This window comes from Streptomyces sp. NRRL S-455, assembly GCF_000717875.1.
GTDB lineage: Bacteria > Actinomycetota > Actinomycetes > Streptomycetales > Streptomycetaceae > Streptomyces.
The window spans coordinates 28,641-44,354 of record NZ_JOCT01000006.1 but is presented as its reverse complement, the minus strand read 5'-3'; the positions used below and the strand labels follow the sequence as shown (position 1 = coordinate 44,354).

14 protein-coding genes are annotated in these 15,714 nt (G+C 65.9%); 7 read left to right on the top strand and 7 right to left on the bottom strand.

Going from position 1 to position 15,714, the window contains the following annotated elements; genetic code table 11:
* Positions 1 to 14: 14 nt before the first annotated feature.
* Positions 15 to 1,250 carry a helix-turn-helix domain-containing protein gene (locus IE97_RS0110780; RefSeq protein WP_030235605.1) on the bottom strand — a complete coding sequence of 412 codons (1,236 nt, stop codon included), beginning with the start codon at positions 1,248 to 1,250 and terminating at the stop codon, positions 15 to 17.
* Positions 1,251 to 1,492: 242 nt separating this feature from the next.
* Here IE97_RS0110780 and IE97_RS0110775 point away from each other — a divergent pair, with 242 nt between their 5' ends.
* Positions 1,493 to 2,527, top strand: coding sequence for an HNH endonuclease (locus IE97_RS0110775; protein ID WP_030235601.1), 1,035 nt, complete (start codon positions 1,493 to 1,495; stop codon positions 2,525 to 2,527).
* 1,150 nt (positions 2,528 to 3,677) lie between these two features.
* Here IE97_RS0110775 and IE97_RS42030 read toward each other — a convergent pair.
* The 4 genes from IE97_RS42030 to IE97_RS0110760 form a co-directional block, all read right to left on the bottom strand.
* Positions 3,678 to 4,598: a hypothetical protein gene (locus IE97_RS42030; RefSeq protein WP_158708268.1), complete on the bottom strand. Its 921-nt coding sequence runs from the start codon at positions 4,596 to 4,598 to the stop codon at positions 3,678 to 3,680.
* 122 nt (positions 4,599 to 4,720) lie between these two features.
* A complete protein-coding gene (locus IE97_RS42025; protein ID WP_158708267.1) occupies positions 4,721 to 5,896 on the bottom strand; it encodes a hypothetical protein in 1,176 nt (391 codons plus the stop codon).
* 750 nt (positions 5,897 to 6,646) lie between these two features.
* Positions 6,647 to 6,907 carry a Mu transposase domain-containing protein gene (locus IE97_RS0110765; protein ID WP_030235594.1) on the bottom strand — a complete coding sequence of 87 codons (261 nt, stop codon included), beginning with the start codon at positions 6,905 to 6,907 and terminating at the stop codon, positions 6,647 to 6,649.
* Positions 6,908 to 7,208: 301 nt separating this feature from the next.
* Entirely contained in the window at positions 7,209 to 8,699 is a 1,491-nt protein-coding gene (locus IE97_RS0110760; protein ID WP_030235590.1) for a PLP-dependent aminotransferase family protein, read from the bottom strand.
* 40 nt (positions 8,700 to 8,739) lie between these two features.
* Here IE97_RS0110760 and IE97_RS0110755 point away from each other — a divergent pair, with 40 nt between their 5' ends.
* The 3 genes from IE97_RS0110755 to IE97_RS42870 all read left to right on the top strand — a co-directional run bounded on the left by IE97_RS0110755 (position 8,740) and on the right by IE97_RS42870 (position 11,276).
* Positions 8,740 to 9,594: a methyltransferase domain-containing protein gene (locus IE97_RS0110755; protein WP_037844201.1), complete on the top strand. Its 855-nt coding sequence runs from the start codon at positions 8,740 to 8,742 to the stop codon at positions 9,592 to 9,594.
* A gap of 636 nt (positions 9,595 to 10,230) precedes the next feature.
* Entirely contained in the window at positions 10,231 to 10,866 is a 636-nt protein-coding gene (locus tag IE97_RS0110750) for an LppX_LprAFG lipoprotein (protein ID WP_234310697.1), read from the top strand.
* 14 nt (positions 10,867 to 10,880) lie between these two features.
* Positions 10,881 to 11,276 (top strand): aldo/keto reductase, encoded by a 396-nt coding sequence (locus IE97_RS42870; RefSeq protein ID WP_234331799.1) that lies wholly within the window; start codon positions 10,881 to 10,883, stop codon positions 11,274 to 11,276.
* Between the two features lie 277 nt (positions 11,277 to 11,553).
* Here the strand turns inward: IE97_RS42870 and IE97_RS0110740 are convergent, their stop codons facing one another.
* Complete coding sequence (locus IE97_RS0110740) at positions 11,554 to 11,766, bottom strand: hypothetical protein (protein WP_030235579.1); 213 nt, start codon at positions 11,764 to 11,766, stop codon at positions 11,554 to 11,556.
* A 91-nt stretch (positions 11,767 to 11,857) separates the two neighbouring features.
* Here IE97_RS0110740 and IE97_RS42865 point away from each other — a divergent pair, with 91 nt between their 5' ends.
* From IE97_RS42865 to IE97_RS0110725, 3 genes are all read left to right on the top strand, one after another.
* Positions 11,858 to 12,046 carry a hypothetical protein gene (locus IE97_RS42865; RefSeq protein WP_234331798.1) on the top strand — a complete coding sequence of 63 codons (189 nt, stop codon included), beginning with the start codon at positions 11,858 to 11,860 and terminating at the stop codon, positions 12,044 to 12,046.
* 113 nt (positions 12,047 to 12,159) lie between these two features.
* Positions 12,160 to 12,849: a response regulator transcription factor gene (locus tag IE97_RS0110730; RefSeq protein ID WP_030235570.1), complete on the top strand. Its 690-nt coding sequence runs from the start codon at positions 12,160 to 12,162 to the stop codon at positions 12,847 to 12,849.
* Positions 12,846 to 14,174 carry a sensor histidine kinase gene (locus tag IE97_RS0110725; protein WP_030235567.1) on the top strand — a complete coding sequence of 443 codons (1,329 nt, stop codon included), beginning with the start codon at positions 12,846 to 12,848 and terminating at the stop codon, positions 14,172 to 14,174. Before IE97_RS0110730 ends, IE97_RS0110725 begins: the two co-directional genes overlap by 4 nt.
* A 6-nt stretch (positions 14,175 to 14,180) precedes the next feature.
* Here the strand turns inward: IE97_RS0110725 and IE97_RS43725 are convergent, their stop codons facing one another.
* Positions 14,181 to 14,537 carry a CAP domain-containing protein gene (locus IE97_RS43725; protein WP_420706075.1) on the bottom strand — a complete coding sequence of 119 codons (357 nt, stop codon included), beginning with the start codon at positions 14,535 to 14,537 and terminating at the stop codon, positions 14,181 to 14,183.
* Positions 14,538 to 15,714 lie beyond the last annotated feature (1,177 nt).

Sequence of the window (15,714 nt, the reverse complement as noted above, 5' to 3'; positions counted from 1 at the left end):
ACGCCTGCCTGAACTCACTGCACCGCCCTGCACCGCTGAGCCATCACGAACACCTCGGATGAACGCGAGCCACCGGTAACCGGAGACTGCTTGATCAGGTCCCGGAGCGTCTCGCGCACCCTGGGATTGTTGCGTACGAGCTGAGGCGACGTGCGCTCAGCCGTTCGGAGCGCCGTGAACGCCTCATCACCCTGTCCGGCGAGCGAGAGGGCGCGCGCGTAGTCGATCCGGTGCGAGACGCTGCGCTCCTGCGGCATGTGGTCGACGTTGATCCGTCCGTTCTCCACCACGTACGAGACGTTGTCGAGATCCAGCTCAACGGACAGGCGGTGAAGCAGCACGTTCGTGGGCCCGAAACCGGTCTGCCAGTAGTTCTCATCCGACCCGAGATCGTCCGCGAGTTCCTCGGCTCGGTTCAGCAGGCCCGTCGCGGTGGGGCGGTCCTGGTGACGAGCGGCCGCTACAGCGGCGCGCAGGTGGATCATGCCCAGCAGGCTCAGCGCTGCCGGGTCGTTCTCGTTGACCTGCGACGCCAGCCATGCGGCGGCCGTGTTGCCCAGTTCCAGCGCGTCGTCATACCGACCGTTGGCCAGCAGAGCGTGCGTGCCGGAACGCGCGGCCGATGCCAGAACGAGCGGGTCGTCCGACTCGTCAGCGGCCCGCATCGCGCGCTCGGCAGCAAGCCATGAGATGTCCGACTCACCGATCTTTGCGAGGGTCGTTGCCGCCAGGTGGTGTGTGCGAGCCGACACGGCCCAGCATTCGCTCCGGTCGTCGCCACGGCGTGCCGCTCGCTCCTCCAGCTCTTGCGCGGTCTGTAGCAGCGCCGGAAGGGCCGCGATGACGCTTCCGAGCAGCCCTCCCTGGTAGTCGTTCCATGCCTGCTCCACGCGCACGGCCACGGGGGCGGGGGTCGGGAGCTGTACCTCAGCCTCGGGGCCGAAGAGCAAGCGCGACAGCCGTCGCGGGCTCATGAGCGCATCGCGCACGGCGGGAACGTCGTCCTGCTGCCTCTCGTCCTCCATGAGCACGGTCTGACCGAGTAGGTCCCCGAGGGGCACGCGCAGGATGCGCGCCAGCTCGGCAAGCATGTCGATACGGGGCGGCTTCCGACGCCCTGTTTCGATCTTCGCCAACCAGTCGGTGCTTCGGCCGACCAGTCCAGCCAAGACCTCTTGCGTGTAGCCCCGACGCTTGCGGTAGAACGCGATCCGCTCGCCGATGCTGAGGTGATCTCCGAGACCACGCATTGCGTGCTGCCTCCTGCTGGTTGTGAGGGGCCGGTTTCACGGTACAGAGCCGGTGATGGGGCGGGTAGCGGGCCTTGACCACTACCCGAGCTAGTACGAGCGTGAGGGGCTGAGAGCGAGGAGACCCGGACACTCTGTCCGGGTCTCTGATCTCGCATTTCGAGTTGGGCCGCCCCACGGAGTGGTGGTTGAGGAGGGTGGACGTCTAACGGGCTGTCAGTGGTGATGCCTACCCTTCCGTCATGCGCAAAGGTGCGATCAGCCGAGATGGTGTTCTCAAGGCCATAGCCGAGTACGACGATTGGGGCCGTGAGCGGTTCCTGGCCGAGTACGGGTACAAGCCGGCGACGGGGTACCTCCTTCTACACGAGGACCGAACGTACGACTCGAAGGCCATTGCCGGGGTGGCCCACAAGTTCGATCAAGGCCGAGCGCTGGAGTCGGATGAGTTGAGCGGGGGAAGGTCGCACGCCGCCAGGTGGCTTGCCCGACTCGGTTTCGTAATCCGTTCGTCCCGAGATCCCGACTGGACGCGGGACGAGATCATCCTTGCCTGCGATCTGGCGATGGCCAACGGCTGGAAGCGACTGGAGTACAACGACCCACGCGTAATCGAGCTGTCTGCACTCCTTCAGGCCATGCCGATCCACCCTGCAGAAGTGCGTACCGATCGGTTCCGGAACGCCAACAGCGTGGCTCGCAAGACCGTCGACATCACGTGCCGACACCCGGACTACCGCGGGAAGCCCACGAACGGCAACGCGCTCGATGTCGAGGTCCTGAACGACTTCCTTGCCCGGCCGGCCGACATGGCGAAGGTGGCCCAGCACATCAGGGATGGCCTCACCGCAGGTGAATTCCAGGCCCTACCGCCGGAGGCCGAGGAGGAAGACGACTACAGCGCGCCCGAGGGCAGGTTGCTGATACGCCGCCACAAGAGCCGCGAGCGGGACAAGGGACTGCGTAAGAGGAAGATTGCTGCCGTCCTGCGCCAGGGCCGCCGGCTGTCCTGCGAGGCATGCGGCTTCGACTTCGAGGCGACGTACGGTCCGCGGGGCGCCGGATACATCGAGTGCCATCACGTCGTGCCCTTGCACGAGGCAGGCGAGGGGCGGACCAAGCTCAGTGATCTCGCCCTCATCTGCGCCAACTGCCACCGGATGATCCACCGCCGCGCGCCGTGGCCCACGCCCGGCGCCCTTCGGTCCCTCATCCAGGAGACAAGGGACGGGGCCGGAGCAAGCATCCCGTCCCAGCAGGTGCCCGAGCCGAGTTGATCGTGACCAGACCCTCGCAGGTCTGCGCGCGAAGCAGGCGGAGGCGAAAATCAGCCAACACCCTACGTTATATTACTCGCCGGTATATGACCTGGGGGGCATACAACTCTCCGTAATGCAATCTCTTCTAGCATTACCCATGACGCCCGGTATCCGTGGTCGTGGACGAATGATCCGAGAGTGATCGCACCACGCAGGACGCACCCTTAGCGCCGGCTAGCATCGGTCTGGTCACAACGGAGCCCACCTGACCGCGCATGCTGGCAGGCCGAGCGGCAGGTGGGCCACTGAACCCGGAGGCTCAGACATGAGTTTGCCCCTTGCCGAGCGCTGCGTGTCAAACCCGCGTCAGCAACTCGCAGTGATCACGGTCATCGTCGTAGTCGTGCTCGCTTCGCCGACGTGGGCCGAGATTGTCGGTGCGTACGCAGATGCAGCAACGTTCCTCGCGCTCTGTCTCGCAGCGGCCGGTGCAGCTACGAAGTACAGCAACCACCCCGACCGTAGGTGACTCTCAACGGCTGCCATCAGTGACCTGACCAGTTGAGTAGACCTCAGCAACTTCCCAGCCCGTAGTTCGCATTGAGGGGGCTGAGCCTCAACAAGACCCAGACGGCCCTGGTACAGCCGGGGCCGTCTGTGGGCCGTCCGAGGGCAGCCGACGACGACAGACGACGACAGTTGCCGACCGCTCTCCCCCTGCTCAGAGGCGGGACATCAGGTACCGCCGCAGGTGCTGATTCCCGAAGGTAAGTTGAGGAACTCCAGAGCTTCGGCGCAGGATGTACGCCCATGACCTCCAGCTCCCGCAGCACCACGGCGTAGCCGTACAGCTCGCAGCCCACGAGGCCAAGGCGTGGGCGCAGAAGCTCGCGTCACGCTTGGCGTTACGGCGGCCCGTGAGGGCGACCTGGAACAAGCGCTCATCATGGGCGAACGCGCCCTCGAAGGGGACCGGCAGTCGGTACCGTCGCACATTATGACCAGCCGCGAACTCGCCGCGGAGATACGGCGACGGTACGGCTCCGAACCGGGCGCAGGACTACCTCGCGCGGCTACGCTCACTTGCTGACCAGAAGCCTGGCTTCATGCCACGATGAGCGCCCAGACTGACTGGCTGCCCCCCCCCCGGACCAAGATCAGACCACTCTCACGACTCAGGGTTGTCCATGTCGATCTGTCCACTCAAAGTGTTGAGAGCCAGCTGTTCGGAGTTGGCTCTCAACAGAAGACTGATTGCCGTCTGACGATCTTCTTCATCACCAAGCCGCAGTTCAAGACTAACGCTTGAGGCAACAACCTTCCCCTTTAGTGACTTCTTGTTGAGAATGGTCGCCATTCCGTGGATCAATTTGCTCTTCAGGCCTACCAACTCTTTAGCGTGCCATTTATCCGAAAAGCCGTAGGTTGCCTCACGGAAGAGAGTATCTGCTTTTATGACGAGGCAGTCAGGAACCTCTGCCTGCCCGATCACTGCGACACCTGCTAGGTAGAATCGCTCTGTGAGGATCTTGCGGCAGTAGAGCCGTTCATCCGGCGTTTGATTCTCGTCCGTGGTCGGATCGAACGGAATGAAGTACAAGGGGCGAGCATCGCCGGATGCGCCAGAGGCAATGAGTACAGGGCCCAAGATCGATCGAGCATGGTCCTGCTCCGGGATTTCACTCAACGTCAGGTGCGCCCAAAGGCCCTTATCATCAATCTCAAGGCCCAAAGTTCCGTAGATGGCAACATTGAATCCTTGCTCAGATACTTCTGCTGCTATGTCACGCAATGCGTCAAGCTGGCGCTCGCAATCCTCTTTGGCCAGTACGTACGCAACAATCGCATGACCGTTCACTCCAAGTGCCGAGTTGGCGTCAAAGCAAGATATCAGCAGTTTTCGCGCTTGCTTGGTTGTTGAAGACTCGGCACCAAAGCTAGTTGTCTTGCATTCCAGGACGAGATGGTCACCTGAACTGATGTGGTGCAGGAGGACATCTGGCTCCGGCGGGTTAGCACCTAATCCCAGCTCAACCAACTTTGGCCGAAGTGCGGCGTTGAAAGCCAGCTTGGCGCCGAGGGAACGCAACCTATAGCCAACGTCGTAGTACGGGCGACTACCGTTCTCGACAGGCGCAGATCTGGTTACGAGCCAGAGGCACGAATTTACCTGGAACACTGGATCGCGTGTAAGCAAGGGCCCCCCTGGCCTTAAACCGCCACATCCTCGATCAGGGCACCGTATTCCGTGTCCCCGATATAAGCTTTCACTTTCGGATCAATGAAACGCTGAATATTTGAAACCAGACGGTTGATAGAGTTTCCGCACGTCCCATGCGGTAGGACAGCGACGACTCGATCCTGAGTCAGTTCGAGGACGAGAGGCTGCCATAGGTGCTGGTCAATCGCATTGGCATGTACCTTCGTGTCACTGAGCCACGTGGGGTATCCCGTGATACGGAACCGATTTCGGCGATTATTGAACAGGTTGATTATCCAGCGCTTGAAGACGTCTTCAGGCAAGCTCTTACTGAAAATGATCTCAGCTACGGATCCGAACCCGGATTCACCGAGCGCTCCTGCCCCTGACAACCAAAGCTGTTGTTCGACTCGCTTCGTGAGTGCCCGATAGAGATCGGTCACGCCATAAAGCGTCGCTCGGTGATCGGAGAAGGAGTCACTTCGATTGGTCAGTTTCCCATCAAAATAAAGATCGTGCCCGCCTCGCCCTTGTCCCGGGATACGCAATTGCGTGATCGACGCGAGAGGCGAATATTGCTCTTGCAGCGGGTTCATCTTTTGATTGATGACTTCAATTCGGTCTACCATCGTGAAGCGCGACGCGCGCCTCTCTTCGGGTAGATATTCTCCCTCTTCAGCCTCCGGCGCATCGTACACCGACTCGTGCTCGAAGGTAATTTTCCCGTATCTCCTGCCGCTATTGTTACTCAGCACCTGAGACCAGAGAGACAGGAAACTCTGAGACGAGAGCCAAAGGTGATCCAAGAAAGGATTCACTGATACAGCCGAATGGACCAATTGATCTGATTGGTTGGACGGCAGGAGGGTGTATAGCGCGAGATAGCGGGAGTCTACCTCTTCGAGCAAGGCGACGTGCTCGCCGGCGTCAGTCGCAATCAGGTAGGTGTCAGAGTCGTGTTTTAGAGGTACTGCCTTCAGGTTACTTCGTTCAAAAATCTGAGGGACTGGGGGTCGATCGGACGGCCTACCGCTATCGACGGTTTCGAGCAGATACGTCTTCTGCAAGCCAGCCTTTAGCTTCTTATCTTGAAGTTCCTGAACCTGCTGCTCCACGCCTCCGAAATAGTCGAAATAATCGGTTTGGCGTTCATACTGGGGCAGCAAGGCATTCTGCGGAACTTTCATGCTTCCCCCTTATATCTTCGCGTAGCTTATAAAGCTAAGGCGGCCATTTTACATCGAGAAGAGGATTTTGCATAGATGTTGACTCGATTGGATTAACTGCCTGTTCGTAGGTTTGAAGGGGCAAAGGGCGGGGTCATGCCGTGCAGCGGGCCGGAGAAGCACAGCGCCACGCTGCGACATCCGGCCATCCCTCAGCGGGAGTGAGTGGCTGCCATCCGACGGAGGTAGAGATGCGAGGTCATGATGGCGCCGAGTTTGGAGTGGACCTTGCCAGGTGTGAACGAAAACATGGCCGATCGGCGATCAGACAGGGCGATCGAGTACGAGGAGAAGGCTCTCGGGTACGGGCTGGCTGCCGTTGCTAGTGCTCTCCTAGAGGTGGCCGCAGCCATACGCGAAGCCGGCAGCGAGGTCGCCGGTGCGCTGCGTGAGCAGTAGCGGTAGACGGATATCGGGTCGGTCTTGATCGCCCGCCAGCCGTCTACTACGGCGCAGGTTGGCGCGCGGACGGCAGAGGCAGCGAACCCACCCAGCGTTGCCATGCCTCCATGGAGAAATCCTGGAGACGATCTTGAGACAACGACCCCGGAGTGCCGCCGGAGACCGACACATCCCGACACTCTGACCTGCATCTTTGGCATGATTCACAGGTCGGCGATCTTCCAGGGCCTAATTCGGGACGAAGAGGTCGTGGGTTCAAATCCCGCCACCCCGACAGAGAAACACCAGATCAGCCACCTAGGAACGTTCCTAGGTGGCTGATCTGTTGGACGCCCCGGGAGCTCCGTGTGCAACAGTGCGGCCGATCAGCCCCACGGGCACCGAGTAGCGGTTCGTACGGACACTGACCTGCGCGTATCGGTCCACCCGGAGACTGAACAGCCGGCCTGCCTCGAACGGCTCGTCCGGCAACGGCTGCAACAGCGGGCGTTCGACGGTGAAGTACTCGCCGATCGTCCGGGGCCGCGACCGGATGCGGCGGTCGTCCTCGGCATCCCACCGCTCGACCATGGCGTTGAGCTCGGCGTGCTCGACCGCCGGCCGGGCCTTGGCCCATCAGCCGGTCACCAGCACCCGGCCGCCGGCGGGCAGGGCGAGGTGAAACGCTCGGGGTCCACTCAGCTCGTCCTGCCGGCCGTCGTCTGTGCAGAGGGCCACGCGCAGGAAACCACTTCGGCCGCCGCTTCCCGGAGGTCGGTGACGGCCCGGCTGGGACCTGACCAGAGCGCTGAACCAACGAGGCTGAGGCGGTCACCGGCCCGGGTCTCAGCACGCGAGGCGGTCCGGGTCTGTCGGGCGATCGGCCGCTGCTTCAGAGCAGGTGCCGCAGGACGTCACCGAGGATTGCCACACCTTCGCTGATGGCGGTGGGCGTGCTCGCTGCGTAGCCGAGGACCAGCCCGGGGCGTGGTGGGTGTTGGCTATGCCATGACAGTGGCTGCACCTTCACTCCCTGCGCAAGCGCGGCGGCAGCGAGGTCGGTGTCGGCGAACTCGGCGTCGAAGGAGATCATCAGGTGCAGGCCCGCTGCGGCGCCGTGTACCTCCGCATCTGGAAGGTGGGTTCTGATCGCATCGACCATGGTGTCCCGGCGACGGCGGTGGCGTGTGCGCAGGAGCCGCAACTGACGCTCCATCTCACCTGATTCCATGAACTGAGCGAGCACCAGCTGCGGCAGTGCGGCGTTGCCCAGGTCGGCGAACCGTTTGGCGGCTACCAGAGCATCTCGGTATTCCGGCGGTACAAGGACCCAGCCGATGCGCAGTGCGGGGGCGAGGAGCTTGGATACGCTCCCGGCGTAGCAGACGTGGTCGGGGAGTACGGATCGCAGGGCAGGGACCGGAGGCCGGTCGTAGCGGTGCTCGGCGTCGTAGTCGTCCTCAATGATCAGTCCGTCGTTTTCGGAGGCCCAGGACATCAGTTCACGACGCCGTGCCCCGCTGAGCACCACTCCGGTCGGGAACTGGTGCGCGGGAGTCAGTAAGACCGCTCGAGCGGCCGCGTCGCGCAGGACGTCGACGCGCACGCCTTGGGAGTCGACCGGGACCGGCGGAGTGTCCAACCGCTGATTGTGCAGGTGCTGGCGGGCCCCGAGTGATCCCGGGTCCTCCACGGCCACCGCGGAGATGCCGTGGTCGCGCAACACCTGGCCGAGCAGACTGAGTGTTTGGGCGGTGCCGGCGACGATGAGTATGTCGTCTGGATCCACCCTGATCGCGCGGTTGCGGGCAAGCCAGTGGGCAATGGCGTGACGCAACGCAGGTGTCCCGCGCGGGTCTCCGTACCCGAGGTCGGACGCCGAGAGGCTCGATAGTGCGGAGCGTTCGGCGCGCAGCCAAGCAGATCGCGGAAACGCGGCAAGGTCAGGCGTGCCCGGCGACAGATCAATCCGGGCGGGTGCCGCTCGCATCGAGTCGAAGATGTCCGCGCCGGGTACGGCGGCGAACAACGCACCCGGCGGCGGCGAAGCCACCGGCCTGGCCTGGGGCGCTTCCGGTGGCGCGGCGGGAGCGGCGACGACGATCGTTCCGTTGCGCCCGTGTCCTGCCGCGTGCCCGTCTTCGATCAGCCGTTGGTATGCCTCCGTGACCACGCCACGGGACACCCGCAGCTCGCCGGCCAGAACGCGGGTGGCCGGCAGCTTGCTCCCTATCGGCAAACGGCGATCCGCTATCGCGAGCCGAAGCTGTTGGGCCAGCCAGTCGGATCGCTTGCCCACCGGCGCATCAAGGATGTTCAGCTGGAGGAAATCAGACCCGGAGACTATGGACTGGTCAGGTGGGCGTCGATTGGACCTGTTCATCGGACCATAGTCGCAGCAGGGTGGCCGTATGGATACAGCGATGGCATCTCCTGAAGCGAGAGCGACGGCCGGCTACGTGCACGGGTACTCCGAACGCGAGGCGGCTCGGCTCGGCGACCAGGCGGACACTTTGGCGGCGTTGGTGCATGCGGGCACGGCCTATCCGGCTGGCAGCCGGGTATTGGAGATCGGCTGCGGGGTTGGCGCCCAGACGGTCCACCTGGCCCAAGCCAGCCCCGGGGCGCGCATCACCGCTGTCGACCACTCCGCTGATTCCCTTGCACAGGCCCGTGCCCGTGTCGCTGCCCAGGCGCCAGGGGCGGATGTGGAGTGGTATCACGCTGATCTGGCAGAACTCCCTTTCCCCAACGCGGAGTTCGACCATGTCTTCGTCTGTTTCGTCCTGGAGCACCTTGCGGACCCCCGGCGAGCGCTGGCGGCACTGCGGCGCGTGCTGCGGCCTGACGGCACCATCACCGTGGTCGAAGGGGATCACGGTTCGGCGCTTTTCCATCCCGACAGCGAGTACGCCCAAGCAGTGATCGAATGCCAGGTCCAGCTGCAGTCAGTCGCCGGCGGGAATGCCCTGATCGGCCGACAGTTGCAACCGCTGCTGACCCGGGCCGGATACGACAACATCGTGGTCCGTCCTCGCACGGTCTACGCCGACCAGACCCGGCCCGCACTGGTCGACGGCTTCACCCGCAACACATTCATCGCCATGGTTGAATCCGTCCGGGATGAGGCACTGACCGCTGGGCTCACGACCGCGGCCCAATGGGATCGCGGGATCACGGACCTGTACCGCACCGCGCAGGCCGATGGAACCTTCCACTACACGTTCTTTAAGGCTGTCGCCGTGAATCCGTCCAACGGCGGCACCGTGGGCCAATGATCGTCACCATCGCTCTCAGCACTTGTGCCACACGTGTTGCACACGACATGTCGCCCACACGTGCGCCGAGCTGCACAAATTGGCTTCCACTCGCCTCGCGCCACACGGTTACCCCCAGAGAACCCATGTCCTCCAGGTGGTAGGTCGAACCGCATCGAGTGGTCCTCGGTAGCACTGGCCACGGAGACCGGCACGGTGACCAACCCGAAGCTGATTGCCGCATGGTCAATGCCAGGCAGAACACCGATGCGGGCAAGGCCCTCAGGGCCAGCACCTCCAGGCACCGCCCTGGTGGACGTTGAGTACCACCTCTTCCAGACACGCCGACTGGATGAGGGAACGGGGCGGCGGCGACCTCCGACTGACGGGACAGGGCTTCAAGGCCGAAATTCTGGGGCCCTGCAACCGTTTTCGTGCGACGATCTACAGGCCCTCTCGGGCTCCACCCTGCCGCAGTTCCGATTCCCCGGAGAGTTCATGCGCCGCGCCCACCTCCTCTCCGCTGCTGTCCTCCTGCTGTGCACCGCCTGTTCCGGCGGTGCGGACAGTGACGCGGAGGAGAGTGCGGAGAAGAGTATGGATCACGGGGCGGCCGTGCGTGCCGCGATCGAGAGGACGAGCGCGGACAGCGCCCGCGTGGACGAGAAGATCGAGCTGAAGTCTGCCGACAGCCCCAGAACGTACGTGTTCACGATCGCCGGCGCGTTCGACTTGGCAGGTGACAGGGGCCGGCTGACGGTGGATTTCGAGGACAGTGGCATGGACCCCGTCGAGGAGGTCTTTGTCGGCGACACTGTCTATGTGCGGGCTTCGCGGGAGTTGGGCGAGGACAGGTGGGCCTCGGCCGTCCGCAGCGAGGCACTCACCCGCTATTTCCTGCGGGCGCCGCTGAATGACCCGGAGCACCTGCTGCGCCAAGTGAAGGCGATGCGGCAGGTGTCGAACGAGGGCAAGGAACAGGTGAATGGCGCCCCTGCGATGCACTACCGGGGCACGATCGACCACGCCACCGCGACGCTCCGGATGACGGCGGAGACGAAGCGAGGGCTGAACGACCTGCGCGATAAGCTGGGCGACGACATGCCCGTCTATGCGGACGTGTGGGTCGATGGGAAGGGACGCGCCGTTCAGGTCCGGCTGTCCTGTTTCGGCGGTGTGAAGGCCATGACGACGATGACGCTGTCGAACTTCGGGACGCCGGTGAAGGCCAAGGCGCCGTCGGCCGAGCAGATCGTCCCTGTGACGGCGGGTGAGGATGTCCTCCTGGCCTGAGCGGGGGGGCGAGCGTGGCACGGGCTCCTGGGAGGCGTCAGACCAGAGGTCGGCGGCGGGGACGAAACCGGCGAGGGGCTGAGTCTTCCTGGGGCAGGTGCGGAGCAGGGCGTGGATGCACGCGAGCCGCACCGGTGACCTCCGCGACCGCCACCACCCACGAACCGGCGAAGGAGATCGCCGCCGAGAAGGACGTGACGCCGGCTCAGCTGGCCATCGCCTGGGTGCTGGCCCAGGGCGAGGACCTGGTGCCGATCCCGGGTACCAAGCGTCGCACCTATCTGGAGCAGAACGCCGCCGCCGTCGACATCGACCTGGCGGAGGACGACTTGGCCCGCATCGAGGCGGAGCTGCCCGAGGCGGCCGGTGAACGGTACGACGAGGCAGGCATGCGGTCCGTCAACCGGTAGTAGGCGGAGGGGGCGCGCACATCACACGGGGGCTCCGTAGGGAACGCGGGGCGGTCATCGATCTCCTGAGCGCAGTTGTGCGATGTGAGCTTGCCCCGGCACACATACTTCGGGCAACGGCCTCCAGGCGGTCGGCCTCACGCCGGAGTTCTCTGGCCTTGCCCAGCCACATGGGCTCGTTGTCAGTTCGCGGTCCGGCCGTAACGGAATCATGTTCGGTGTCCTCACCTCTTCAGGACGAGCCCGAACGACCAAGGTTTGTTCACTTAGGGGGGCGTCACCACGACACCTCGCGGACGTCGGCCCGGCTCTGCGGCTGGATCGTGGCGGTGATCTCCGACCGGTGGCGGCTCGCCGAAAACGTCACCGCGAGCGTCTGCGCCTCTGTGCGGCTCGTACTCACCGTGAACCCCCGGTTCGGAACCGCCGAGATCAGGCACACCGCGTCGTCGCCGAACCGCACGGTGGCCTTGCCGCCCTCGGACGGCACCGTGTAGACACCGGCGCCGCCTTCCTGGCACCCCGAGCCGTCCGCGCCAGTCGGCGCCTCAGGGGTACTGGTGCGGGCCGAGGGTGTCGGCGTGGGCGTCGGGCTGGGATCGGTCGCCGGCTGGCTGCTTCGGGGCGGGGGGCCGGGCCTGCGGCTGCTCGCCGACGGACTCGGGGAGGGCTTCGCGGTGGTGGGGCTGGGCCGCGGGGACTTCAGAGGCTCACTCGGCGCGGACTGCGCGACCGGCGCGGTCGGCCGGGTCGACCCCACCACGAAGTGAATCGTGAGGATGACAGCGGTGACACTGGCTGCCGTGCAGGCCAGCCATATAAACAGGTAGCGCAGGAGGCGGGACACGGCACCATAGTGACGCACCGGCTAACGTGCCTGCTCATGGCCTCTGTACTTGTCGTCGAGGACGACCCCGTCATCCGGGCCGCGCTGATCGAGGTCCTGACCGGGCACGGCTACGCGGTCAGGACCACCCACCAGGGTTTCGAGGCGCTGCGCGAGATCACCCAGAGCCCCCCGGACATCGTGGTGCTGGACCTGGGGCTGCCCGATCTCGACGGCCTCGACGTGCTGCGCATGATCCGGGGCATTTCCCGCGTGCCGGTCCTGGTCGCCACCGCCCGTGACGACGAGAGCGAGATCATCCGGCTGCTCAACGCGGGGGCCGACGACTACCTGGTCAAGCCGTTCTCCGGCGGCCAGCTCGCCGCCCGGCTCGCCGCCGTGCTGCGCCGGTCCGTGCCCGCTGACGTACAGGCGGCCCGGCGGCCCGTCCTGCAGGTGGCAGACCTGCGCATCGACCCGACCGCGCGCACCGCGCACCTGGCCGGCCGGGAACTGCCCCTGACCCGCCGCGAATTCGATCTGCTCGCCTACCTCGCCGCCCACGCCGACCAGGTCGTCACCCGGCAGCGCATACTCGCCGAGGTGTGGCAGCAGCCGTACGTCGAGGACCAGACGGTCGACGTCCACCTCTCCGCGCTCCGCCGCAAAATGGGCGAGAAGGCGCGAAAGCCCCGCTATCTGCGCACGGTTCGCGGCCTGGGCATCAAGCTGGTCAGCTCGCCATGAGACGTGCCCTCGCCGGGATCGCCCTGGCCGTCACCTCGATGGTGGCCCTGTCCTTCCTCATCCCCCTCGCCCTCCTCGTGCGCGAACAGGCACGGGACCGGGCCACCACGGCCGCCGAGCAGCGGGCGTCCGCCCTGTCTCCGGTACTCGCCCTCACCACCCGGCGCACCGACGTGCAGCAGGCCGCCGCCGAGCTCGGCTCCTCCGACCAGCTCGTCGTACGTCTGCCCGACGGCGGCTTCGTCGGCACCCCGCACGCGCCCAGGGACGCGCTCGACCGGGCCGTGCGCGGGCGCGAGACGCTAGCCGTGGACACCGCCGGCGGCTGGGTCTACCTCCAGCCCGTCGTCCTGCAGGGCGACCGGGTCGCGGTCGTGGAAGCCTTCGTGCCCGCCGCAGACCTCACCCGGGGCGTGGCCGCGTCCTGGGGCGTCATGGCGCTGCTCGCGCTGGGTCTGGTCGGCGGCTCGGTACTGGTCGCCGACCGGCTCGGCGCCCGCGTCGTCAGGTCATCGCGCAGTCTCAAGCGCGCCTCACTGGCGCTCGGCTCCGGCGACCTGGACGTTCGTGTCGAGCCCGACGGCCCGCCCGAACTGCAGGAGGCCGGTGCGGCGTTCAACACCATGGCCGACCGCGTCCTCGACCTGCTCGCCGTGGAACGCGAGCTGGTCGCCGACCTCTCACACCGGTTGCGCACCCCGTTGACGGCTCTCTACCTGGAGGCCGACCGGATGGGGTCGACACCCAGCGCCCGGCGGGTCGCGGAGGCGGCCGGCCAACTGGAGAGCGAACTGGACTCGATCATCGCCGCGGCCCGTACACCGCTGGCGTCGGCGCAGTCGGCCCGTGCGGCGGCCGGCGCGGCGAAGGCCTGCGACGTCGCCGAGGTGGTCGCCATGCGCCTGGACTTCTGGTCGGTCCTCGCTGCCAAGCAAGGACGACCCCACGAGCGCTCCCTCACGCCGCGATTGGTGCCCGTCGCCTTCACCGAGGATGACCTCGCGGCCGTCGTCGATGCCCTCATCGGCAATGTCTTCCGGCACACCCCGGAGGGCACCGCCTTCGCCGTGCGCGTGGAGCGGGCTGATCGGCACGTGTTCCTCACGGTCGACGACGCGGGACCGGGCGTGGCGGACCCCGACGCAGCGCTCACGCGGGGTGTGAGCGTCGGAGGCTCGACAGGGCTGGGCCTGGACATCGTGGCCCGGGCCTCCCGGGCGGCGGACGGCGAACTGACGATCACCCGGGCGCCATTGGGCGGCGCCCGGGTGAGGGTGTCGTTCGTACTGGCTGACGCGGGCGGGGCCGGCGGCGGGGTGCGGTGACCGGGGTCAGCGACCGGCGCCGAAGTTCTGCGTCCACCAGGGGCCGCCGTCGCCGAAGTGGACGCCCACGCCCAGCTCATTGAAGGAGCAGTTGAGTATGTTCGCGCGGTGTCCGGGGCTGTTCATCCAGGACTTCATCACCGAGGCTGCGTCCGCCTGGCCCCGGGCTATGTTCTCGCCCAGGGTCGACCACTGGTACCCCGCGGCCTCGACCCGGGTCGTCATCGTCGAGCCGTCGGGGCCGGTGTGGGACATCACGCCGCTGCTCGCCATGACGTCGCTGTAGTCGTCGGCGGCCCGGGTAAGTCGGTCGTTCGCCGTGACCGGCGAGCATCCCGCCGCGGCCCGCTCCTTGTTGACCATCGCGAGCACCTGGCCCTCGGGTCCGCCACCAGACTCAGAACCCGACCCGGAGCCCGATCCGGTGCTGCCCGACCGCACGCCGCCGGAACCCCTCGCCGCCCCGCCGCCGCTGCCCTTCGCCGTCGTCCCCGCGGGTGCCTTCGACGCGGGAACAGTCGTCTTCCGTGCACGCGGGGTAGGGCTCGCCGACTGCTTCCGCTTCTCCTTCGCCTTCGCGCTCGGCGAACTGCTCGCCGTAGTGCTCGGGGTGGCCGAAGCAGAGGCGAGCGGCGCCGCACTGCCAGCGGGGTCCCCGGCGCCCGGCGTCCTGTCCGTGCTGTTCGCGACCACCCGGTCTGACGCGTCACCGTCCTCGCCGCTGACGACGGCCACGGTGATCCCGACGCTTGCGATCGCAGCGACGGCTCCCATGGCCAGCGCGCGACCGCGCGTCTTCGGCCCACCGCGGGGGCGGGCGTGGAAGCGGGACGAGCGAGTGGCTCGGCGGGAACCCATGCAGGACACCTCGGTCTGTCGGTCGGCTGACTCGGCCCCGTGTCCGGTGGCCGCGATCGCAGCCACCGGACCTGTGGGGGGTGTTCGAGAGCCTAAGACCCGGCCAGGGCAGAGACATGCGTTCGAAGGCCATCTTCAAGAAGCCTTAAGAGAGCCGCCAAAGTCCGCTGAGGAACGGTTGGAAGCGTCCCGGCCTGTCACGCGCCAGCCTGGTCTCCACCGCCCCCTCAACCAGGACACCATCTACTGGTACAAGCCCTCACGCAGCGGAGCTGCCGCATCTCCCGCCTGGCCGGCCGAGCTGGCCATCGCCCTGCTGTGGGTCGAGGAGAAGAAGGCCCAGGGCATCGTGGCGCCGAGCCTTGACCGCCTGGCCCGCGAACCGGTGGTGCAGGAGGCGGCCCCAGCCCAGTGCCGGCAGCATGGCGGCGGACGGACTTGGGTCGCCCGCCGTCGGCAGCCATCTTGGGGGCACCGGCGGAGGCCGCTCTCGCCGTGCGGCAGAACCGTGCCCGGAGCGGCAGGGCTGCGGGAGGGTGAGGCAACGGGTGTTGGGGCGAGAAGCCGGTGGCCAGGTCGGTCGAGAGGCTTGTCCGTGCCCTTGCGGGATGCGCTCGGATAGAGGCCCAAAAGCAAATGCACTTGGATCAACTGCACCACGTTCATGGGCAGTGCGCGGCGT